The sequence below is a fragment of the Variovorax sp. TLI9-5A genome, from assembly GCF_056867935.1.
Map to the genome: position 1 here is coordinate 3,064,146 of NZ_CP200310.1, position 19,117 is coordinate 3,083,262.

The window sequence follows — 19,117 nt, forward strand, 5'->3', positions numbered from 1 at the left end:
ATTCATGCTCGTCCGGATGGGTAGAAGGCAGAATGGCATCCAGAGCATTCCATACTCGAATACACCATGGACACCTTGCGCGCCCTCGAAGCCTTCGTGCACAGCGTGGAGCTGGGCAGTCTCTCGGGCGCGGCCCGCGCGCTCGGCACCACGCAGCCGACCGTCAGCAAGCTGGTCGCCGGGCTGGAACGCTCGCTGGGTGTGCGCCTGCTGCGTCGCACCGCGGCGGGACTGAGCCTCACCGAAGAAGGCCAGCGCTTCCACGAGCGCTCCCGGCGCGTGCTGGAGGACTACGGCGACGCGGTGGCCGACGCGCGCGAAGGCATCCGGCAGCCGCGCGGCCTGCTGCGCGTGAGCGCGCCGGTGACGCTGGGGCAGCGGCACCTCAACGCGATGGCGCTGGAGTTCCTGGGCCTGTATCCCGACATCGAACTCGAACTGGTGCTCGACGACCGCTTCATCGATCCGCTGGAAGGCCGCATCGACGTCTCGCTGCGCGTCGGCGGCACCTTGCCGCCCGATCTGGTCGCGCGCCGGCTGGGCTCGTGGCCGCGCGTGCTGGTGGCCTCGCCGGAATACATCGCGTCACGCGGCAAGCCACGCACGCCGCAGGACCTGCTGTCGCACGACTACCTGCGCTACGCGGCGGGCGACGACGGCGTGCTGCTCGACGGCCCCGAAGGCCCGGTCTCGGTGCCGGTGCGCAGCCGCTACCGGGTGAACAACGCGGTGGCCATGCTCGATGCCGTGCAGGGCGGCGCAGGTATCTCGCTGCAGCCGACATGGATGGTGGCGGAGCTGCTCGCGCAGGGCCGGCTGGTGCGCGTGCTCGGCCGCCACACCGGCCCCGCACAGGAAATGCATCTGCTCTATGCGCCGCGCCGCCACCAGCCGCAGCGGGTGCGCGTGCTGGTGGACTTCCTCGCCGAGCGGGTGGCGAAGCTGCCGGGGGCGTCGGCGCGTCAGGCAGCCTGACAAGGCCGAGGCCGGCAGCGCACCCACCGGCGAAGGGAGGCGGGCGCAACGCCCGGTGTCTCCGGGTCGCTGCGCACCGCGAGGCAGGCTGATGACCAACGCCGAGCCTGGCTCAGGCGTCATCAGGGTCAGGCGATCAGGCCGCGTCCCGGTTCCGTGCGCGGGCGAATTCGTCGCGGTGCTTCATGAAGCGGTGGTAGGACATCCGCAGATGCAACTGCATCACCTGCCGCGCCAGCTCGCCGTCGCGTGCTTCGACCGCGAGCGTGAGATCGCGATGGTGATGCAGGCTCTGTTCCAGCTCGGCCGTCGTGTAGATGTAGAAGGAGCGCACGATGATGGGCATGTCGATCATCGTCTCCAGCATCGCCCTCAGCCGCGACGACCCCGAGGCCTCCAGCAAGGACCGGTGAAACGTGCGGTTGGCGTCCTGAATGGTCGCAACGCTTCCCGCGCCGCCGGCGGCGATGGCCGCGGCCATCCGGTCGTTGCTGGCCGTGAGTTGGGAAACCAGTTGCTCGCCGCCGCGCTGCGCCGCCAGCGATGACGCGTACGGTTCGAGAAGCATCCGCAGCTGAAACGTCTCCTCGATGTCCCACTCCGACCACTCGGCCACGTGGATGCCTTGGCCCACGCTGTCGGTGGCGAGGCCGTCTGCCACCAGGCGCCTGAGCGCCGTGCGGACTGGTGTGCGGCTCAGGCCCAGCTCGCGCGCGAGCGGCTCCTCCTTGAGCTGGGTGCCTGGGCTGTAGTGCCCCCCCACCAGGCGCTGCCTCAGGACTTCATATGCCTTGTCTCTGCCTTGCATGTCGTGATCTTCGTTGGCCCTCGTGGATTCTAGGCATGGGCCAAGTTCGCCCGGATTGATGTGTGGGCCTGACCATTTGTACTTTTTTTGTTCTTTGAAGGTACCGAGGGTTTTCAGTCTTAGGTGAAAACACTCGAAGTGTTGATCCGATTGGTTTTTGTTTGTATTATTTTTGTACTTTCAAGGAGCGAATTCGATGCGTATCGCAATCATTGGTCTGGGTGAGCTGGGTCGCTGCTTCGCTGCCCCGCTGCACGCCGCTGGCTTCGAGGTCAGCGTCTGCGAGGTTCGGCCAGCTGCAGCGGCAGAGGAGCTTGCCGCGTCCATCGGCGCGCCCATCCATCCAGGCCCCGGAGCCTGGCTGTCCGATGCGCAGTGGGTGCTTTCGTGCGTCACTGGCACGACGGCGCTGCCGGTGCTGGAGGCGGTCCTGCCTCATCTCGCAGACGGAGCATCGGTGGCCGACTTCACGACAGCCAGTCCGGCGGTCAAGCGCGAGGCTGCGGCCAGGGCGGCTGCCGCAGGCGTCAGGTACGTCGACACGGCCGTGATGGGGGCCATCTCGTTGAATCTGGTGCGCACACCGCTGCTGGTGTCCGGCGAAGGTGCCGGCGATTTCAAGGCCTTCATGGAGCAGGCTGGTGGGCGTGTACAGGTGATCGAGGGCGCCAAGGCGGGCGATGCCATCTCGCTGAAGATCCTGCGCAGCATCTTCACCAAAGGCATGGAAGCGCTGTGCGTGGAACTGCTGATGAGCGCCGAGAAGCAGGGCGTGCGCAGCGAGTTGTACGCCCAGCTTGCCGACATCGACCAGACGCCGCTGCGGTCCTTCATGGACATGCTGGTACGAACGCACGTGGTGCACGCCAGGCGGCGAGCGCATGAGGTCCGTGACGCCCAGGGCGAACTGACGGCCCAGGGCCTGTCGTCCGTGGTTCTGCCCGGCGTGGAGCAGCGATTCGTGGCAACCGCATCGGCGCTCGAGCACACGCCGCTGCCGAGCGACGACCCGAGCGTCGAACAGGCGATCGACTGGCTGCTCACCACCGCCACCGCCGGCTCTTAGCCTGACTTTCAACCCCTGCTTGTTCCGGGTGCCGCATGCCCCCGGTGCTCGTCCTCGCTCATTTTCTTTTGGAGAACACATTGGCAACCAAAGACCAGATCAAACAGCTTCGCGACCTCGGAGCCGCAACCGTCTACGAGGCCCAAGGCGCCAAAGGTGCGCTCGACCAGGGCATCAAGCCGATCGACCCCACGGTTCGGCTGGCAGGGCCGGCACTGACCGTGGATTGCCGTCCCGCCGACAACCTCATGCTGCACTACGCCGTGCAGAAGGCCGCGCCCGGCGACGTGCTCGTGGTCGACGCCAAGGGTTTCATGGAGGCCGGACCGTGGGGTGACGTGCTGACCATCCAGGCCATGAAAGTGGGCATTGCGGGCCTGGTCATCAACGGCTGCGTGCGCGACGCGAACCTCATCATCGAACTCGGGTTCCCCGTGTTCTGCCGCGGCCTGTCGATCAAGGGAACAGGCAAGAACCAGCCCGGCAGGCTCAATGTGCCGATCACCTTCGGCGATGTCCTCATCCATCCTGGCGACATCATCGTGGGCGACCGCGACGGCGTCGCCGTCGTCCCCAGGGACGAGGTGGCCTCGGCCATCTCCAGCAGCCTGGCCAGGGAAGAGAAGGAGGCTGGCCAGCGCAAGGCGATCGAACAGGGCGCGATGACAGCCGAGCTGCTCAACCTGACCGACACCCTCAAGCGATTCGGCCTCGTCTGAGCGCCCCCATACAAAAAGGAGACATCACGTGCGCAAGTTCATGACCATGGCGCTTTCCTGCGCCGCCCTTCTGGCGCCCCTGTCACAAGTCCAGGCCGCAGATGCCTACCCGTCGAAGCCCATCCGCATGGTGGTGGGGTTTGCCGCGGGCGGCTCGGCCGACATCAATGCGCGCATCGTCGCCCAGGAATTGGGCAAGGAGCTCGACGGCACCATCGTCGTCGACAACAGGGGCGGCGCCGGGGGCAACCTCGGCGCGGTCGAGGTCAAGCGTGCCGCGCCGGACGGCTACACGATGTTCTATGCGACCTCCGCCGTCGTGCTTGCGCCTTCCCTGTACGCCAGGCCCGGCTTCGACCCCTATGCGGACTACACGCCCATCTCGCTCACCGCGACCATCCCGCTGCTGCTGGTAGTGAACCCCAAGGTTCCTGCCAGGACCGTCAACGAGTTCATCGCTCTCGCCAAGGCGAAGCCCGGGGAAATGAACTACGGCTCGTCGGGATCGGGCGCCTTGCTCCACCTGGGCGGCGCCCTGTTCACCAAGGAGGAGGGCATCCAGGCTGCGCACGTGGCCTACAAGGGCAGCGCCCCCGCCGTTGCCGACCTGCTCGCCGGCACCACCCAGTTCATGTTCCTGCCGATCAACGAATCCATTGCGCACGTGAAGAGCGGTGCCCTCCGCGCCCTGGCCATCACCAGCGAGAAGCGGTCCGCGCTGCTGCCGGACGTGCCCACGATCCGCGAGGCGACAGGCAAGACGACCATGGACATGGGCGCCTGGCAGGGATTGATGCTTCCCAGGGGCGCTCCCAGGGAGGTCGTCGAGAAGGTGACCGCTGCGCTGAAGAAGACGCTCGCGGACAAGCCCACACAGGAGCGGCTTACAGGGCAGGGCTCGGTCGTCCTGGGTGGCGGCGCCAAGGAGTACTCGGACTACATGAAGGTCGAAGGTGAGCGTTGGGCCAAGGTCATCAAGGAGACCGGCGCCAGGATCGAATGACAACCATAGAGGAGACGAACATCATGCTGAAGAAAAGAACGCTGATCGTGGGCGCCGTCGCGGTATTCGCCGCCCTGGCCGCGGGTGCCCAGGATTTCAAGACCCCCATCAGGATCGTCGTGCCGTTCGCGCCCGGCGGCGCCACGGATGCGCTCGCCCGCCTGCTCGGACCCAGGCTGGGCAAGGAACTGAACCAGACTGTCATCGTGGACAACCGGCCCGGTGCAAGCGGCCAGATCGGTACTGCGGCCGTCAAGGCCGCTCCCGCCGACGGCTCCACTTTCCTTCTGGCGCTCGATCATTCGGTGGTCGTGGTTCCACTGATCACGCCCACGGCGGGGTACGACGCGGTACGCGACTTCGTGCCCGTCGGCCAGGTGGCCCGCTTCCAATGGACGTTCGCGGTACCGCTGACCAGTCCTGCCAAGTCTCTTCCCGAGTTCGTGGACATGGTCCGCAAGGATCCGCAGAGCGGCAACTACGGTGTACCGCTGCAGGGCGGTGTGCCGGACATCATCGGTGCGGCCATCACGCGCAAGGCGAATGTGAAGATGGAGTCGATCGCCTTCGGCGGTTCGGCGCAGCTGATGCCCCAGCTCATCGGTGGCCAGCTCGCCTCCGGGGTGACCGGGGAGCCGGAGGGCGTCCAGATGGCGCGTGGCGGCAAGGTCCGCATCCTGGCCATCTCGGGCGGCAAGCGCTCCTCGCTGCTGCCGGAGGTCCCGACCTTCGAGGAGCTGGGCTTCACCGGCGTCGACGTGAACAGCTTCAACGCTTTCTTTGCGCCCAAGGGCCTGCCTCCGGTGCTGGCCGAGAAGTTCAACGCTGCGTTGCGTGCCGTTCTCAAGGACGCCGAGGTACAGGCACGCATCAAGGAGATGTCGCTCGATCTGGCGCCCACCGACCTGAACCAGTCCGCAGTCGAGCTGGCCAAGTCGTACGCGTTCTGGAACGAAGCGGCGACGCGGAAGAAATGACGCTCGTCGCTTCGGCAGCGGCGAGGCGGGATGGCAGCATGGACACACCTTTTTCGACCGGCACGAACGCTCCGGCATTTGCCGTGCCGAAAGGAGCCTGCGACTGCCACATGCACCTGTTCGACAACGCCTCGCCGTATGCCGGCCCCGATGTCCTGAAGCACCCGGATGCGACGCCGCAGGACTACCGGGCGCTCCAGCGGCGCCTGGGCACGTCTCGCAACGTGGTGGTCCAGCCCTCCAGCTACGGATTGGACAACCGTGTTCTCGTGGCCGGCCTGAAGGCGTTGGGCGACAGTGCCAGAGGCGTTGCCGTCGTCGATCCGACGGCAACCGCGTCGCAGCTGCGCGATCTCGAGGACGCTGGCGTCGTCGGAGTTCGATTCAACCTGGTGCAGGCCGGTGCCACGCACGAGCGCATGCTCGAAGATGTCGCCGGACTCATCCGGCCCTTTGGATGGCACATCCAGATCCATGCCCACGCAGCCACGCTGATCGGCCTCGCTGACCGTCTCATTCGACTGCCGGTTCCGGTCGTGATCGACCACTATGCGCGTCTCAATGTGTTCCCGGAGCTGAGGCCAAGCCTGGAAGACAGCGTGTTCCGACTCCTGTCCACCGGCTGCGCGTGGCTCAAGCTGTCGGCGCCGTACATTGCGTCGCCCCAGTCGACGGCCTACGAGGATCTTGAGAGTTTCGCGCAGAGGCTATCTGCCAAGTACCCCGACCGGCTGGTGTGGGGAACGGACTGGCCCCATGTGACCGAGGGTGGGTACAAGCCGGACGACGCTGTGCTCATGGGGCTGCTCTCGCGATGGTTCTCTGCAGGCGAGATCACCAGAATCCTGGTCGACAACCCACGCGCCCTGTACGGATTCGACATCTAGTTGAACGGCAGCCGCAAGAAGGTGCTCCGCAGCGCCTCCTGGCCCGCGCCGGGCTTGCTCCAGTCACACACGCCTGCAGGGAAGATGGTCTGCAGCCGCGCCAGGTCGGCGCCCGCAATGGTCACCGAGTAGTCGGCCGCATTGACAGGCTTGAGCTGGCACTTGAGCACGTCGTTCACCAGCGGCGAGCCGGCCACGATTCGCGGCGTGCTGAAGCGCGGATAGACCGCGTTGCAGGCGGCGGCCGGGTCGGTCGACGCAGCTTCGTCGATGCGCTTGCCGGTGGCGTCCCAGCAGGCATCGTTGGCGCCCGCGGGCTTGTTGCGCACCACCTTGTCGATGGACGGCGCGGACGTGTCGGCGGCCATGTTGTCCAGCCACTTGTTGATGAGGTCGAGCGAGGCCGACATGTAGTCCACCGGCGTCTTCGAGCCCAGCGTCCAGATGATCTGGTTGTCGCTGCGGCCGTTGGCGCGCTGCAGGCGGGCGCGGATGATCAGGTCCTGCATCGTGTCGTGGATGTCGCCCACCAGGTCGGCGTTGCCGCGCTGCGTGATGATCGGAATGTTCGCGAGGCCCGGCCCCTTGAAGCTGTTCTTGAAACCGCCCGAGTAGGTGAGCTTCAGTGCGTCGGGGTCGGCCTCGGAGCGCGCGGCCTGCGTGTTGCCGTCGCCGTCGTAGCCGCCGACCTTCTCGTTGAGGTCGAGGAATTCCTTCACCGAGATCGCGCCGCTGTTCAGCGCGGCCAGGCCGTACTGCACACCGATGTTGTCGATCGGGCGGCGCGCCTCCTGCGTGCCGGTGCGCTTGCCCAGCAGGTTCACATTGGTCTGGAACAGGTCGCAGCGGATGCCGTTGGGGTTGCTCGCGCGGTTGAACACGTTCGACGCGTTGGCCGGCTCCAGGAAGCCGCAGCCCGCCGCGTTGTCGGACTTGATGATGCTCGCGAAGGACAGGTCCCAGCTCGTGCAGGTGTTGGTGTTGAAGCCGTTCACCGCGTTCTGCTTGGCCGTGGTCCAGGTGGCGGTGTCGAGCTTGTAGACGTTGTTGAGCAGCCGGCACTCCATCACCTCGGGCATCAGCGTCTCGGGGAAGGACACGATGGGCTGGATGCCGTCGAGCAGGCCCGGGTAGAGCTGCGCGATCAGGTACTGCTGGATGGCGCCGCCCGAGCCGCCGAAGCCGACGGTCCACTTGGGCACGGTGCCGAATTCCTCGATGACGTGCTCCTTCAGCATCATCAGCGTCTCGCCCTGCAGGTGCGGGTTGGCGTGCTGGTTGTTCCACAGCTCGGTCGAGTTCATGAAGGCGAAGCCGCGCGAGAGTTGGATGTGGCCCGCGTCTCCGAGGATCGACTCGATGGGATGCACGCCCTGGTTGTACTGGGCGGAGCCGCAGCAGTCGAAGTACACGACCAGCTTCCTGTTCCAGCCTGGGCCGGGCTTCCAGGTGGCGGGAGCGTCCTTGGCCGGGTTGTCGAGCACCGCGAGCCGGTACACGCCGCGGTTGATGGTGCCGGACTCCACGCGCACGATGTAGGGCACGGTGTTGCCGTCGTTGGTGGTCGTGGTCGCGAGGTCGGCCGGCCGCGTGCCCGTCGGGTCTGAAAGCAGTTTGAAAGTATTGGAGGTGCTGCGGTAGTACCAGACCACCTGCGTCGCGGCCGAGCAGTCTGCATCGAGCGGCGAGCCCAGGCCGTTCTGCACCGTGCGGCATTCGTAGGGCGAGATGTGCGGACCCGAAAGTATCGGTCCGGTGATCGGGTAGTTGACCAGCTTGACCTCGGTGCGCTGCGCTGAGTTGTCGGCGTTGCTCACCACCAGCGAATTGCTGCTGCCCGTGGTGCTGGACGCATCGGTCGTGAGCCCGGTGACGAGGCCGCGCAGCACGCGGGCCGTGCTGTCGGCTACGGGCACCTGCGAACTCACGTCCTTGCCGTTGAGGCTCACACGCACCTTGTCGAGCGCAACGCCCACGGGCGCGGTGATCTCGAGCAGCGTGTCGCCGCCGCTGATCATGTCGGGCGACGACGAGAGCGTCTTCACCTGGAACGCGGCCGGCGTCGGCGTCGAGGGCGGCGGGCTGGCGCCGGGAATGAACGAGAACCCGGGGCCGCTGTCGGAGCCTCCCCGCATGCGGCGACCAGCAGGGCGCCGGCCATCGCGACAAGCCCGGCTGCAACGGCGCGGGATGGGCGAGGCCACGGAAAAACCCGCTTGCGCGGGTGGCGGGGTGTAGCGAACATGGACGTCTCCTGTGTTGTATGTCCTTGAAAGAATACGAATGGACGTTCCGGGCCGCGGTCGTTGCGACGACAGATGACGCGCGAATTGCTACAGGTAATCCCTGATCCCCCTGATCCGACCGGCGAGCCTGCCGCTCCGCAGGCGATGGAGGAGATGGTGCGGCGCTCCAAATGGGCGGCGGCGCTTTCGCCCGCCGATCTGGAACACGTGCTCGGCAGCATGCAGGAGCGGCAGTTCGCGCGCGGCGGCTGCATCGCGCGCGCGGGGCAGCTGGTCGAGCACTGGATGGCGCTGATCGACGGCTTCGCCAAGATGTCGGTGGCGTCGGAGGACGGGCGCGTGTCGACGCTCACAGGCGTGTCGGCCGGCGTGTGGTTCGGCGAGGGATCGCTCTTCAAGCACGAGGCGCGCCGCTACGACGTGTTCGCGCTGCGGCCCAGCCGCGTGGCGCTGATGCCGCGCCGCACCTTCGAATGGCTGCGCGGCACCAGCGTGCCCTTCAACCACTACCTGCAGGACCTGCTCAACGCGCGGCTCAGCCTCTTCATCGGCGCGCTGGAGCACGAGCGCCTGCTCGACACCGATGCGCGCGTCGCGAACTGCCTGGCGAGCCTCTACAACCCGGAGCTGTACCCGGAAGCACCGCGCTCTCTGGAAGTGGGGCAGACCGAGATCGGGCTGCTCGCCAACGTGTCGAGGCAGCGCGTGAATGTCGCGCTGCAACGCTTCCAGGCGCTGGGGCTCATCCGCCTCGAGAAGCGCGGGCTGACGGTGCTCGACCTCGCGGGCCTGCGCGGCTACCGGGCATCGTGCAGTTGCGCGCTGGCCGGGGAGGGCGGGCGCCCCGGGTCAGGTGCTGCGTAGCTGGCGCGTGCCGGCGGGCGTGTCGGGGCCGGTGCGCACGTTGCGCTCGATGAACTCGCGCGCGATCGCATCCACGTTGGCAGGTGCCGGCGTGTTGAAGGACATGCGGTACTTCAGCAGCTTGCCGTTGCGCACCGCGAGGTAGGTGAACGAGTCGTAGGCCTTGCCGTCGCGCGCGTGCACGAGGCGGAACGAGACGGTGCGGAAGGTCAGCCCTTCGATGCGCACGTCCTTCGTGGGGCCGATCCGCGCGCTGGCATACACGCCCTGCGCGGCGGCGCGCTGCACCTCGGCGATGGTGCTTCGGAAGTGATCGTCGAACTGCGGATCGCCGACGCCCGGCTGCCAATTGCGCTTCATGTCGTAGACGTAGACGTCGATCCAGCCGACATTGCTCTCGAAGCGATGGCTGTTGCCCAGGCCGGCGTTCAGCGCTTCGTACGACTTGGAATTGATGTAGCGCCACTGGACTCCGGTGGGCTGCGCCGGTGCCGGTTCGGCGATCGCCGCTTCCGTGGCTGATGGCGCCGTGCCCGGGGCGCTGGCGCATGCGCACAGAAGCGCGCAGAGGAACAGGGCGATCAGCAGCCTCATGAACTGGCTCCGGGAGTGAGGAAGCCGGATGCTACGTGATCGGGGAGGTCGGGTGAAGGCGTCTTCGCGACTCGCTAGGCGGCATGAAGTCCTCGCAGCGGCATCTCCTCTGTGCGCGCATCGCGGCGTTGCGTCTTCCGCCGTTCGATCGCTTCCGCGAGGAACTCCGCATCCCGCGCCACGCCCGAGAAGCGCCCCGACCCCCAGGTGTGCAGCCACGGCAGCCCGAGGAAGTAGAGCCCCGGCTCGTTCGTCACGCCGCGCAGGTGCACGGGTGCGCCGCGTCCATTGAACACGGGGGCGTCGACCCACGCGAAATCGGGTGAGAAGCCGATGCACCAGACCACGCTGGTGATGCCTGCCGCCGCGAGGTCGAGCCGCGTGCGCTCTTCCGGCGGCTCCCACACCGGCGTGTAGACCGAAGGAGGCGGCGCCTCGATGCCCTGCGCGGCGATGTGCCGGTCGATCGATGCGTTGATGCGGTTGTAGGTGTCGTCGGCCTGGTCGAGGTTGTCCCGCAGGTTGGGTTGGAACTCGAAGCGGCCGCCATCGAAGCCTTCCAGCAGCCCGTACAGCTCCATGCCTTCGAGCGCGAAGCGGCGCAGGTCGATGTCGCGGCCGCCGTCGCGGCCGGTCACATAGTGGTTGGTGTTGTCGCGCACACCCTCGCGCAGCGGATGCTCGGTGACGGGCATGTCGTAGTACTTCATGTCGGCGAGCCAGTCGACCACCTCGCGGCCCCGGTAGAAGCGCGCGCACCGCGGCGCATTGCCCGTTGCCAGGTGAACCTTGCGCCCGGCCAAGTGGAGGTCTTCCGCGATCTGCGCGCCCGACTGGCCGCAGCCCACCACCAGCACCGCGCCTTCCGGAAGCTGCGCCGGGTTGCGGTACTGCGCCGAGTGGAACTGCGCCACACCTGCCGGCAGCTTCTCCGCCAGGCGCGGCACGATCGGCTTGTGGTAGCCGCCCGAGGCCACCACCACCTGGTCGGCGGTGTAGAGGCCCGCGTCAGTCTGCACGGTGAAGCGCTCGTGTTCCCGCCCGCCTGTGCCCGGTACGCGGAACACGCGCTCCACGGTCACGCCCTCGATGGCGGGCGCCTTCACGTGCTCGACGAAGCCCGCGAGCCATTCGTTGATCTGGTCCTTGACCATGAAGCCGTGCGGATCGCTGCCGATGTAGCCCCAGCCCGGCAGCTGGCACTGCCAGTTGGGTGTGACGAGGCAGAAAGAATCCCAGCGCTGCGTGCGCCAGGTGTGGACCAGGCTGCGCTTCTCGATCACCAGATGGTCGATGCCGCGCTGCTGCAGGCAATGGCTCAGCGACAGGCCGGCCTGGCCGCCGCCGACGATGACGACGCTGTAGTGGCTGCGTCCGCCGTAAGGGTGTGACATGGGTGCTCTTTCTCTATCTCGGTCTCTGGATGTGGCGTGGGGTGAGTCAGTCGTCGAAGGCGACGACGGTGACTTGCGCATCGGCCGTCGCTGAAAAGCGCGCGGCGATGCCTTCGATCTCGGCAAGCTGGTCCATCGCCTGCGAACAGGCGAAGCCGTACTTCGCACGCACCCGCTCCGAGGCAATGCCCAGCGCCTCGCGTGTGCGTTGCAGAAAGTCGTCGAGGGCGTAGCGCCGGCCGGGCTCGAGGTAGTCCCGCACCACCAGCGAGGGCGAATAGCAGCGGGTCTCGCTGGCATCGGGCCAGCGCACGTGGAAATGCATCACGGGCATGGCTCGGTCTCCTGCATGGCGGTGCGGTACAGCGCGACGTGGCGTTCGGCGCTGGCCTGCCAGCTGAAGCGCTTCGCCAGCCGCGAGGCAGAGCGCGCGATGCGCTGCGGATCGCGCGTCGATAGCGCGTGCCGCAAGGCGTTGGCGATGGAGGCTGCATCGGCTGGATCGGCCCAACTCACGTCGCCTTCCGCCAGGTATTCGGTGAACGGTGCGATGCGCGAGGCGACCACCGGCACACCACTGGCCAGGCCTTCGAGCACCACCAGGCCGAAGCCTTCGCGAAGCGACGGCATCGCGACCACGTCCGCCAGCCGGTAGAGCGATGGGATGTCCTCGTCGGGCAGCGGGCCGGTCAGCCGCACCGCCTGCAGAGGGCCTTCGTCGAGGGCCAGTGTTTGCATCCGCGCGCGGAAATCCAGCGCATAGGCCGAGTGATCGAGCAGGCTCGCGCCACCGGCAATGACCAGTTGCGCCTGCGGATGCGTGGCGCGCAGCAACGCGAAGGCGGAAAGCAGCCGCATCGTGTTCTTGCGCTCCTCGACTCCGCCCAGCGCCAGTACCACCGGCGCGCCCGGACGGATGCCCAGCCGCCGTGCCAGCAGTTCGTCGGCGGGCTGCGCATTGGGCGAGAAGCGTGCGGTGTCCACTCCGTTGGGCACTTCGTGCGCCTCGATCGCATATTCGCGCGCCAGGTGCTCGCACCACAAATGGCTCACGCACAGCACCTGACTCGCGCTCGCGAAAGCCGTGTGCTGCCACTGCGTGAGCTGCGGCACGTCGAAGGTGTCGAGATGGTGCACGGTGCGCACGAAGCCGGCGATGTTGCCCGCCTCGCGAAGCTGAGCCAGCGCATTGCCGCCGATGGAATCGTGCGTATGCAGCACGTCGAATTGCCGGTGCCGCAGCAGCCCGCGCAGATGCTGCACGAAGGCCGCGATGCGCGAGCGCACCATCTCCACCGTGTCGCGCGGCGTGCCGTGCACCGGCACCAGATCGACCGCGCAGGGCGGCATACGAAACAGCCGCTGGCCCGGCGCCGCTGGTGCGAGTACGGTCACCGCATGGCCCGCCTCGTGCAGCGCGGTTGCGAGTTCGAGCGTGTGCACCACGCCGCCGCGCGGGTTGACAGAGTGGGTGAGCAGGGCGATCCGCAAGGGGCGCTCAGACATAGGTCGCCTCGCGCGTATCGCTTGCCGGCTGGATGAAGGCATCGCTGCCGAAGTCCCACAGCAGCGCCTCCTCGCCCCTGGCGCGCAGCCGTACCTGCCGTGTGGCATCGACCTCGCCGATCACGCCGCAGGTGATGTCGCGGGCCGAGAAGCGCGCCATTACCGCCGCGACCTGCGCGGGCGCCACGCTGAGCACGAAGCCATAGCTTGGAAACGAAGACAGCCACCGCAGCAGGGGGACGCCGTCGGGCCGCGGCAGCGCGCCGAGGTCGATGCGCGCGCCCACGCCCGAGCATTCCAGCAGCATCATGGCCGTGCCCACCGCGCCGGCCATGCTGATGTCCTTGGCGGCGCAGCAAAGCCCGTCCTCGGCGATGGCCGGCAGCAGCTCCAGGTCGGCGCGCAGCCGCGCGGCGGGCGCGCGCGTCGAGGCGTTCCAGTACGGAAACGGCTCTTCGTAGGCGCCGCGCAAATCGGCCGCCATCACGAGCAGGTCGCCCGGTTTCGCGTCGAAGCTGGTCAGAAGCCGGCGCGCATGCCCGAGGATCGCGACCGCCAGCTGCGGCCTCTCGCTGCGGTTGTTGCTGTGGCCGCCCACAATGGGCACGCCGTAGCGCACGGCCGCTTCGGCGAGTCCGCGCAGCACGTCGTCGGCCGGGTTCATGCCGGTGCTCCACAGCGCGTCGACCACGGCCGTCGGGCGCCCGCCCATGGCGTAGATGTCGCTCACGTTGACCATCACGCCGCAGTAGCCGGCGAACCACGGCATGCGCACGATGAAGTCTTCCACCAGCCCCTCGATGGCGAACAGCAGGTAGCCGCCGTGGCCGTCGGGGATGGCGGCGCAGTCGTCGCCGATCGGTACCGCCTGCGCCAGCGCGCCGTGGCCGCCGGGCAGCGAGCGGCCCAGCGCCGACACCACGTCGCTGATGTCGCGCTTGTGGGCGAAGCCGCGCGTGGCGCGAAGGGCCTCGGCGATGTCGTGGACGTGCTGCTGCGTCATGCCGGCACCTTCGCGCGCGTGACGAAGCCGCTCAGCGGATCGTGGCAGGGCGGATACCGGCCGAGGTCCGCCCGCATGCGTGCGTGCGGGCGGCCGTGCACGGCGGTTTCCTCGAGCGCGGTCCAGCCGAGCTTCTCGAACAGCGGCACGTTCTGCATCTGCACCTGCGCGAGAAAGATCTTGCAGCCCAGCGCATGGGCGCGCGACACCGCGAGCCGGATCAACGTCGCGCCCAGGTGCCCCTGGCTGCGGAAGGCGGGGTGCACCGCAAGGCGCGAGCCCCGCCATTCGCCGGCCGCTTCGCCGCGATGGATGCGCACCGTGCCCACGACCTGGTCGGGCATGCCGCCGTTGCACGACATCGCCACCAGCAGCCGTGCGTGGTCGTCGACCGCATCGCGGTCGTCGCGCGCAAAGATGCCCTGCTCGATGCAGAACACCGCGCGGCGCAGCGCCATCGCTTCGTCGCGCTCCCATTGCTGGGCGGCTTCGCGCACCAGGTACTCGACGGGCGCGTAGCGGTCCGCCATCTCGCAGAGGTCGTCGATGCACAGCATGGTCAGCTCTCGCTTTCTTTTTCGTAGATGGAGAGCGATGAGCAGGCGCCGCACTTGCCGCAGCCGGCCTTGATGTCTGCCGAGCGCAGGCCCGCCGCCACCACGCGCTCGCCCAGCGGCGCGAGAAGCGACTTCATGAATTCCGGCGTGGGCGCCGGGTGGTCTTCCAGCGGCGTGCCGCTGATGGGCACGAAGGGCACGACGAAGGGGTACACGCCGCGCGCCAGCAGCTGGTCGCATGTGTCGAGGATGGCTTCGCGCGTGTCCCCCAGCCCGGCCAGGATGTAGGTGCTGACCTGCCCCCGGCCGAACACGCCCACGGCCGCCTCGAAGGCGCTCATGTAGCGCGACACCGGCACGCTGGCCTTGCCCGGCATGATGCGCTCGCGCACCTCGGGCGTGACCACTTCCAGGTGCATGCCGAGCGTGTCGATGCCCGCGGCCTTCATGCGGTGGAACCACTGGTCGTCGTCGGGCGGCTCGCACTGGCCCTGGATGGGAATGTCGACCGCCGCCTTGATGGCGAACGCGCTCTCGCACAGCACGGCCGCGCCCCGGTCGGTGGCGTTGGGCGTGCCGGTGGTCATCACCATGTGCTTCACGCCGTCGAGCAGCACGGCGGCGCGCGCCACCTCCGCGAGCTGCTCGGGCGTCTTGCGCGCCACGGTGCGGCCGGCCGCGAGCGACTGGCCGATCGCGCAGAACTTGCAGCTCTTCCTGCGGCTCTCGTAGCGGATGCAGGTCTGCAGCACGGTGGTGGCGAGCACGTCGCTGCCGTGCAGCGTGGCGATGTGCGAATAGGGCACGCCGTCGAAGGTCTGCATCGCGTAGAAGCGCGGCTGCTTCGGAAAACTGATGCTCGCAATGGGAATGCTGCCGCGCATCACGCGGCTGACGCCTGCGGCGTCGGGCGCCTCGGCCGTGAAGGGCGAATGCCAGGCGGTGGAGGTGTGGACCGGCACCATGATCGTGTGGCCGTCCACCGTCACGGCCTTGTGGTCCGAGGGGCCCGCGCCGCCGCGTCGGCTCGCGACGCCGGCCGAAGGGTCAACCAGCCGCAACCCGAAGGACTGGAGTTCGGTCATCAGCTGCCGGCTGTCGGGCTGCTGCATCGTCGAGGGTGTGGTCATGGTCGTGGCTCCGGTGAACGAGGGGTTGCGTGGGGTGCATCGGCACGGTGGTCTGCGCCGGCCGGTCGTTGATGGCGAGCGACAGCAGTTCGGGCCGCGCGTAGTGGCCGACCGAATCCATCATTCGCTTGCGCTTGGCGATCAGCGCCATGTCGAGGTCGGCCACCACCATGCCTTCGCCTTCGGTAAGCGGCGGCGCGAGGTGCTTGCCCTCGGGCGAGACGATGGCCGTGTGGCAGCCGCCGCGCAGCGCCTTCTGCAGGTCCGCATCGGGCGTGACCGAGCGGATCTGCTCGTCCGTGAGCCAGCCGGTGGCGTTGACCACGAAGCAGCCCGATTCGAGCGCGTGGTGGCGGATGGTCACTTCCATCTGCTCCGCGAAGATCGGACCGACCAGCGAGCCGGGAAACTGCGCGCAATGGATCTCTTCGTGCTGCGCCATCAGGCTGTAGCGCGCGAGCGGGTTGTAATGCTCCCAGCAGGCCAGCGCGCCCACGCGGCCGACGGCCGTGTCGACCACCTTGAGGCCGGCGCCGTCGCCCATGCCCCAGACCATGCGCTCGTGATACGTGGGCGTGATCTTGCGGCGCTTCAGCGCCAGCGTGCCGTCGGCGTCGAACACCAGCTGCGTGTTGTAGAGGCTGCCATGGTCGCGCTCGTTCACGCCGAGCACGACGACCATGTTCCGGGCGCGGGCCCGCTCGGCCACCGCCTGCGTGACGGGGCCGGGCACGACCACCGCGCGCTCCGCCAGCCGCAGGTGCGGCGCGCCCTGCAGCACCGGCGGCAGCACGAAGCTGAAGTAGGGGTAGTAGGGCACGAAGGTCTCGGGAAAGACCGCGAGCTGCGCGCCCTTGGCAGCGGCCTCGTCGATGGCGCCGCACACCCGCTCGAGCGTGCCTTCGGGGCGCTCGAAGTCGGGCGCGATCTGGATCGCCGCGGCGCGCACGATGCGGTGAGAAGAGGTCATGCTCATCCCCTGTCCACGACGGCTAGCGCAGCGAAGCCAATTCGGGGAACACCGCAGAACCGGCTTTGCCGGGCTGCAGGTGTTGCCCCCGGCGAGGGGGGTGGCGAAGCGACACGAAGTGCGCGAAGACTGGGGGTGGACATTTACAGTGTCCAGGTGTCGATGACGACCGCGCCCGCCTTCTTGTGCAGCAGCACGAGGTCGAGCACGTCCAGCGGGTTGATCGGCGTGATGCCCTCGATCAGCGCGCCTTCCCCGTGGCCGTACAGCGCCTGCAGCGCGAAGCGGCAGGCATACACCTTGCCGCCTTCCTCGATGAACTTGGCGATCTGCTTGTTGAAGTTCTGGTGGCCCGGGAAGGCCTCGTCGCCCAGCGTGGGAAAGCCGCGCTGCACGCCCAGCGTCACGCCGGGGCCGTAAAGCAGGACGGAGGTGTCGTAGCCCTTGCGCTTGAGCCGCGTGGCCTGAAGCAGGTTCACGAAGCCGATCGAGCCTTCGAAGGCCACGGTGTGGAAGGTGACGAGCGCCTTCTCGCCGGGCTCTGCCTTGACGTCTTCGAACACCTTCTCTTCGTAGTCGACGAGGAACTCGCCTTTTTCGTTGCGGGGGCGGGTGACTTTGGGCATGGGGTACTCCGGGTTGGGTGGTGGGTACGCAGGTCTTGCGTGCCTTCTCCTTCGCAGGCGATGTGCCAGCGCCTCGGCGGGCGCGTGCGATCAATGCGCGATCAACACGCGGCGGCGCGGGCCGCGCGGGTGAAAAAAATCTTTGGCAGCCCCCGTGAAGGCGAGGGAGGCGGCCCCGGAAGGCCTTTCGCGCACCGTGACGACGCGCATTCCATGCAATCAATGCACCCGATCAATGGGGTTGATCGCACCTGATCGAAGCATTCCTCTCCCGAGGAGCGGGCGCGGTTCCTGCATGTTGATCGGTGGCCGGATGCAATCAATGGATGCAATCAACTTCACCGGAGCGCCCACCATGACCACGATCACCGCCCACTGGCGCAAGCAACTGCGCAACACCTCGCGCCCGGCCTACCTGCTGCTGGCAGACCTGATTGCGGACGACATCAAGACCGGCCGCCTCGGCGTGCGCGACCGCCTGCCCACGCTGCGCGACCTGGCCACCGAGCTCGAACTGAACTACACGACCGTGGCGCGCGGCTATGCCGAGGCGCGCAAGCGCGGGCTTATCGACTCGCGCGCCGGCACCGGCACCTTCATCCGCTCGGGCAGCCCCAGCCTGCGGCTGCGTGGCGGCAGTGGCGCCGAGATGACGATGAACATGCCGCCCGAACCCGACGACGAGCACCTGATGGCGCGGCTGCACGACAGCGCCAGCCGCGCCTTCGCACAGGTCGACTTCCACGACCTGCTGCGCTACCAGGACTTCGGCGGCACCGCGCACGACCGCGCCGCGGGCATGCACTGGCTGCGGCGCTTCGTGCCCGACGCCAGCGTCGATCGCATCCTGGTGTGCCCCGGCATCCACGGCGTGCTGACCGCGCTGTTCTCGCAGCTCGCGCGGCCCGGCGAGCTGGTCTGCGTGGAGTCGCTCACCTACCCGGGCGTGAAAGCCATCGCGGCGCAGCTCGGTGTGCAGCTGCATGCGCTGCAGATGGACGACGACGGTCCGATCGCCGATGCCTTCGAGCACGCCTGCAAGACGCTCAAGCCCAAGGCGCTGTATTGCAACCCCACGCTGCTGAACCCGACCGCCGCGACCGTGTCGCGCGCACGGCGGGAGGCGCTGGCCGACGTCGCGCTGCGCTATGCGGTGCCGATCATCGAGGACGACGCCTACGGCATGCTGCCGCGCCAGACGCCTGCGTCGCTCGCCACATTGGCGCCGGGGCTGACGTACTACGTGAGCGGCTTTTCCAAGTGCTTCGGTGCGGGGCTGCGCAGTGCCTACGTGTGCTCGCCTACGGTGGTGCAGTCGCAGCGACTGGCGGGCGCGATGCGTGCGACCACCGTGATGGCTTCGCCGATCACCAATGCGCTGACCACGCTGTGGGTGGAGGACGGTACGGCCGAGGAGATGCTGCAGGCCGTGCGCGCGGAATCGGTGGCGCGGCAGGCGCTGGCCGCGCGCTACCTGGGCGACAGCGGGCTGCAGGCGCACCCCGAGGGCTTTCATGCCTGGTTGCCGCTCACGCCGGGCTGGAGTCCGGTGGAGTTTGCCTCGTACCTGCGTACGCAGAACGTGGGCGTGGTGGCTAGCGCGGCTTTCTCCACCGACGGCGATCCGCCCGACGCGGTACGCATCTGCCTGGGCGGGCCGATGTCGCGCGAGCAGTGCGACCAGGCGCTGCGGCTGATCGCCGACACGCTGGCGCATCCGATGCATCCGCATGCCACGCTTCGGGACAGCAATCACGGCGCGTGAGCGGCACCGGAAGGGTGAACTCACACG

Annotated in this window: 19 protein-coding genes; 8 read left to right on the forward strand and 11 right to left on the reverse strand. The window is 67.9% G+C overall.

Features of this window, described 5'->3' with window-relative positions; genetic code table 11:
* Nucleotides 1-66: 66 nt before the first annotated feature.
* The gene (locus tag AC1VNX_RS14555) at nt 67-975 is read left to right on the forward strand and encodes a LysR family transcriptional regulator (protein WP_483157328.1); all 909 of its coding nucleotides are present in this window, start codon (nt 67-69) and stop codon (nt 973-975) included.
* 136 nt (nt 976-1,111) lie between these two features.
* Here AC1VNX_RS14555 and AC1VNX_RS14560 read toward each other — a convergent pair whose 3' ends face one another.
* Nucleotides 1,112-1,783, reverse strand: coding sequence for a GntR family transcriptional regulator (locus AC1VNX_RS14560; RefSeq protein ID WP_126022029.1), 672 nt, complete (start codon nt 1,781-1,783; stop codon nt 1,112-1,114).
* Nucleotides 1,784-1,979: 196 nt separating this feature from the next.
* On the opposite strand from AC1VNX_RS14560, the gene AC1VNX_RS14565 reads away from it, so the two are divergent.
* The 5 genes from AC1VNX_RS14565 to AC1VNX_RS14585 all read left to right on the forward strand — a co-directional run bounded on the left by AC1VNX_RS14565 (nt 1,980) and on the right by AC1VNX_RS14585 (nt 6,435).
* The gene (locus AC1VNX_RS14565) at nt 1,980-2,849 is read left to right on the forward strand and encodes an NAD(P)-dependent oxidoreductase (RefSeq protein WP_483157329.1); all 870 of its coding nucleotides are present in this window, start codon (nt 1,980-1,982) and stop codon (nt 2,847-2,849) included.
* Between the two features lie 80 nt (nt 2,850-2,929).
* Nucleotides 2,930-3,568, forward strand: coding sequence for a 4-carboxy-4-hydroxy-2-oxoadipate aldolase/oxaloacetate decarboxylase (locus AC1VNX_RS14570; protein ID WP_483161954.1), 639 nt, complete (start codon nt 2,930-2,932; stop codon nt 3,566-3,568).
* 28 nt (nt 3,569-3,596) lie between these two features.
* The gene (locus tag AC1VNX_RS14575; protein WP_483157330.1) at nt 3,597-4,571 is read left to right on the forward strand and encodes a Bug family tripartite tricarboxylate transporter substrate binding protein; all 975 of its coding nucleotides are present in this window, start codon (nt 3,597-3,599) and stop codon (nt 4,569-4,571) included.
* Nucleotides 4,572-4,594: 23 nt separating this feature from the next.
* Nucleotides 4,595-5,548 carry a tripartite tricarboxylate transporter substrate-binding protein gene (locus AC1VNX_RS14580; RefSeq protein WP_483157331.1) on the forward strand — a complete coding sequence of 318 codons (954 nt, stop codon included), beginning with the start codon at nt 4,595-4,597 and terminating at the stop codon, nt 5,546-5,548.
* Nucleotides 5,545-6,435, forward strand: a complete 891-nt coding sequence (locus AC1VNX_RS14585; protein ID WP_483157332.1) for an amidohydrolase family protein — start codon at nt 5,545-5,547, stop codon at nt 6,433-6,435. The genes AC1VNX_RS14580 and AC1VNX_RS14585 overlap by 4 nt, the downstream gene beginning before the upstream one ends.
* Here the strand turns inward: AC1VNX_RS14585 and AC1VNX_RS14590 are convergent.
* Nucleotides 6,432-8,570: a DUF6351 family protein gene (locus AC1VNX_RS14590; protein WP_483157333.1), complete on the reverse strand. Its 2,139-nt coding sequence runs from the start codon at nt 8,568-8,570 to the stop codon at nt 6,432-6,434. The genes AC1VNX_RS14585 and AC1VNX_RS14590 overlap by 4 nt on opposite strands.
* Before the next feature lie 264 nt (nt 8,571-8,834).
* Here AC1VNX_RS14590 and AC1VNX_RS14595 point away from each other — a divergent pair, with 264 nt between their 5' ends.
* On the forward strand, nt 8,835-9,545 hold the full coding sequence (locus AC1VNX_RS14595; RefSeq protein WP_483161955.1) for a Crp/Fnr family transcriptional regulator: 711 nt from the start codon (nt 8,835-8,837) through the stop codon (nt 9,543-9,545).
* Here AC1VNX_RS14595 and AC1VNX_RS14600 read toward each other — a convergent pair.
* From AC1VNX_RS14600 to AC1VNX_RS14640, 9 genes are all read right to left on the reverse strand, one after another.
* Nucleotides 9,531-10,139 carry a hypothetical protein gene (locus AC1VNX_RS14600; RefSeq protein WP_483157334.1) on the reverse strand — a complete coding sequence of 203 codons (609 nt, stop codon included), beginning with the start codon at nt 10,137-10,139 and terminating at the stop codon, nt 9,531-9,533. The two genes, AC1VNX_RS14595 and AC1VNX_RS14600, sit on opposite strands and share 15 nt — an antisense overlap.
* A 74-nt stretch (nt 10,140-10,213) precedes the next feature.
* Nucleotides 10,214-11,533 carry an MSMEG_0569 family flavin-dependent oxidoreductase gene (locus tag AC1VNX_RS14605; RefSeq protein ID WP_483157335.1) on the reverse strand — a complete coding sequence of 440 codons (1,320 nt, stop codon included), beginning with the start codon at nt 11,531-11,533 and terminating at the stop codon, nt 10,214-10,216.
* 46 nt (nt 11,534-11,579) lie between these two features.
* A complete protein-coding gene (locus AC1VNX_RS14610; RefSeq protein WP_483157336.1) occupies nt 11,580-11,867 on the reverse strand; it encodes an MSMEG_0570 family nitrogen starvation response protein in 288 nt (95 codons plus the stop codon).
* Entirely contained in the window at nt 11,858-13,039 is a 1,182-nt protein-coding gene (locus tag AC1VNX_RS14615; RefSeq protein ID WP_483157337.1) for an MSMEG_0565 family glycosyltransferase, read from the reverse strand. Before AC1VNX_RS14615 ends, AC1VNX_RS14610 begins: the two co-directional genes overlap by 10 nt.
* Nucleotides 13,032-14,042, reverse strand: a complete 1,011-nt coding sequence (locus AC1VNX_RS14620; protein WP_483157338.1) for a sll0787 family AIR synthase-like protein — start codon at nt 14,040-14,042, stop codon at nt 13,032-13,034. Before AC1VNX_RS14620 ends, AC1VNX_RS14615 begins: the two co-directional genes overlap by 8 nt.
* A complete protein-coding gene (locus AC1VNX_RS14625) occupies nt 14,039-14,599 on the reverse strand; it encodes an MSMEG_0567/Sll0786 family nitrogen starvation N-acetyltransferase (RefSeq protein ID WP_483157339.1) in 561 nt (186 codons plus the stop codon). Before AC1VNX_RS14625 ends, AC1VNX_RS14620 begins: the two co-directional genes overlap by 4 nt.
* 2 nt (nt 14,600-14,601) lie before the next feature.
* Nucleotides 14,602-15,684 (reverse strand): MSMEG_0568 family radical SAM protein, encoded by a 1,083-nt coding sequence (locus AC1VNX_RS14630; protein WP_483161956.1) that lies wholly within the window; start codon nt 15,682-15,684, stop codon nt 14,602-14,604.
* Nucleotides 15,647-16,699, reverse strand: a complete 1,053-nt coding sequence (locus AC1VNX_RS14635) for a Nit6803 family nitrilase (RefSeq protein WP_483157340.1) — start codon at nt 16,697-16,699, stop codon at nt 15,647-15,649. Before AC1VNX_RS14635 ends, AC1VNX_RS14630 begins: the two co-directional genes overlap by 38 nt.
* 143 nt (nt 16,700-16,842) lie before the next feature.
* Nucleotides 16,843-17,325 carry an MSMEG_0572/Sll0783 family nitrogen starvation response protein gene (locus tag AC1VNX_RS14640; protein ID WP_126022040.1) on the reverse strand — a complete coding sequence of 161 codons (483 nt, stop codon included), beginning with the start codon at nt 17,323-17,325 and terminating at the stop codon, nt 16,843-16,845.
* Between the two features lie 355 nt (nt 17,326-17,680).
* Between AC1VNX_RS14640 and AC1VNX_RS14645 the strand changes: the two genes are divergently transcribed.
* A complete protein-coding gene (locus AC1VNX_RS14645) occupies nt 17,681-19,090 on the forward strand; it encodes an aminotransferase-like domain-containing protein (RefSeq protein WP_483157341.1) in 1,410 nt (469 codons plus the stop codon).
* Nucleotides 19,091-19,117: the final 27 nt, after the last annotated feature.

Coding starts and splice junctions, on each gene's coding strand:
- AC1VNX_RS14595 (WP_483161955.1), top strand. CDS start 8,835: ATGGTGCGGCGCTCCAAATGGGCGGCGGCGCTTTCGCCCGCCGATCTG.
- AC1VNX_RS14640 (WP_126022040.1), bottom strand. CDS start 17,325: ATGCCCAAAGTCACCCGCCCCCGCAACGAAAAAGGCGAGTTCCTCGTC.
- AC1VNX_RS14565 (WP_483157329.1), top strand. CDS start 1,980: ATGCGTATCGCAATCATTGGTCTGGGTGAGCTGGGTCGCTGCTTCGCT.
- AC1VNX_RS14635 (WP_483157340.1), bottom strand. CDS start 16,699: ATGACCTCTTCTCACCGCATCGTGCGCGCCGCGGCGATCCAGATCGCG.
- AC1VNX_RS14630 (WP_483161956.1), bottom strand. CDS start 15,684: ATGACCGAACTCCAGTCCTTCGGGTTGCGGCTGGTTGACCCTTCGGCC.
- AC1VNX_RS14610 (WP_483157336.1), bottom strand. CDS start 11,867: ATGCCCGTGATGCATTTCCACGTGCGCTGGCCCGATGCCAGCGAGACC.
- AC1VNX_RS14625 (WP_483157339.1), bottom strand. CDS start 14,599: ATGCTGTGCATCGACGACCTCTGCGAGATGGCGGACCGCTACGCGCCC.
- AC1VNX_RS14560 (WP_126022029.1), bottom strand. CDS start 1,783: ATGCAAGGCAGAGACAAGGCATATGAAGTCCTGAGGCAGCGCCTGGTG.
- AC1VNX_RS14605 (WP_483157335.1), bottom strand. CDS start 11,533: ATGTCACACCCTTACGGCGGACGCAGCCACTACAGCGTCGTCATCGTC.
- AC1VNX_RS14620 (WP_483157338.1), bottom strand. CDS start 14,042: ATGACGCAGCAGCACGTCCACGACATCGCCGAGGCCCTTCGCGCCACG.
- AC1VNX_RS14585 (WP_483157332.1), top strand. CDS start 5,545: ATGACGCTCGTCGCTTCGGCAGCGGCGAGGCGGGATGGCAGCATGGAC.
- AC1VNX_RS14600 (WP_483157334.1), bottom strand. CDS start 10,139: ATGAGGCTGCTGATCGCCCTGTTCCTCTGCGCGCTTCTGTGCGCATGC.
- AC1VNX_RS14645 (WP_483157341.1), top strand. CDS start 17,681: ATGACCACGATCACCGCCCACTGGCGCAAGCAACTGCGCAACACCTCG.
- AC1VNX_RS14555 (WP_483157328.1), top strand. CDS start 67: ATGGACACCTTGCGCGCCCTCGAAGCCTTCGTGCACAGCGTGGAGCTG.
- AC1VNX_RS14615 (WP_483157337.1), bottom strand. CDS start 13,039: ATGTCTGAGCGCCCCTTGCGGATCGCCCTGCTCACCCACTCTGTCAAC.
- AC1VNX_RS14580 (WP_483157331.1), top strand. CDS start 4,595: ATGCTGAAGAAAAGAACGCTGATCGTGGGCGCCGTCGCGGTATTCGCC.
- AC1VNX_RS14590 (WP_483157333.1), bottom strand. CDS start 8,570: ATGCGGGGAGGCTCCGACAGCGGCCCCGGGTTCTCGTTCATTCCCGGC.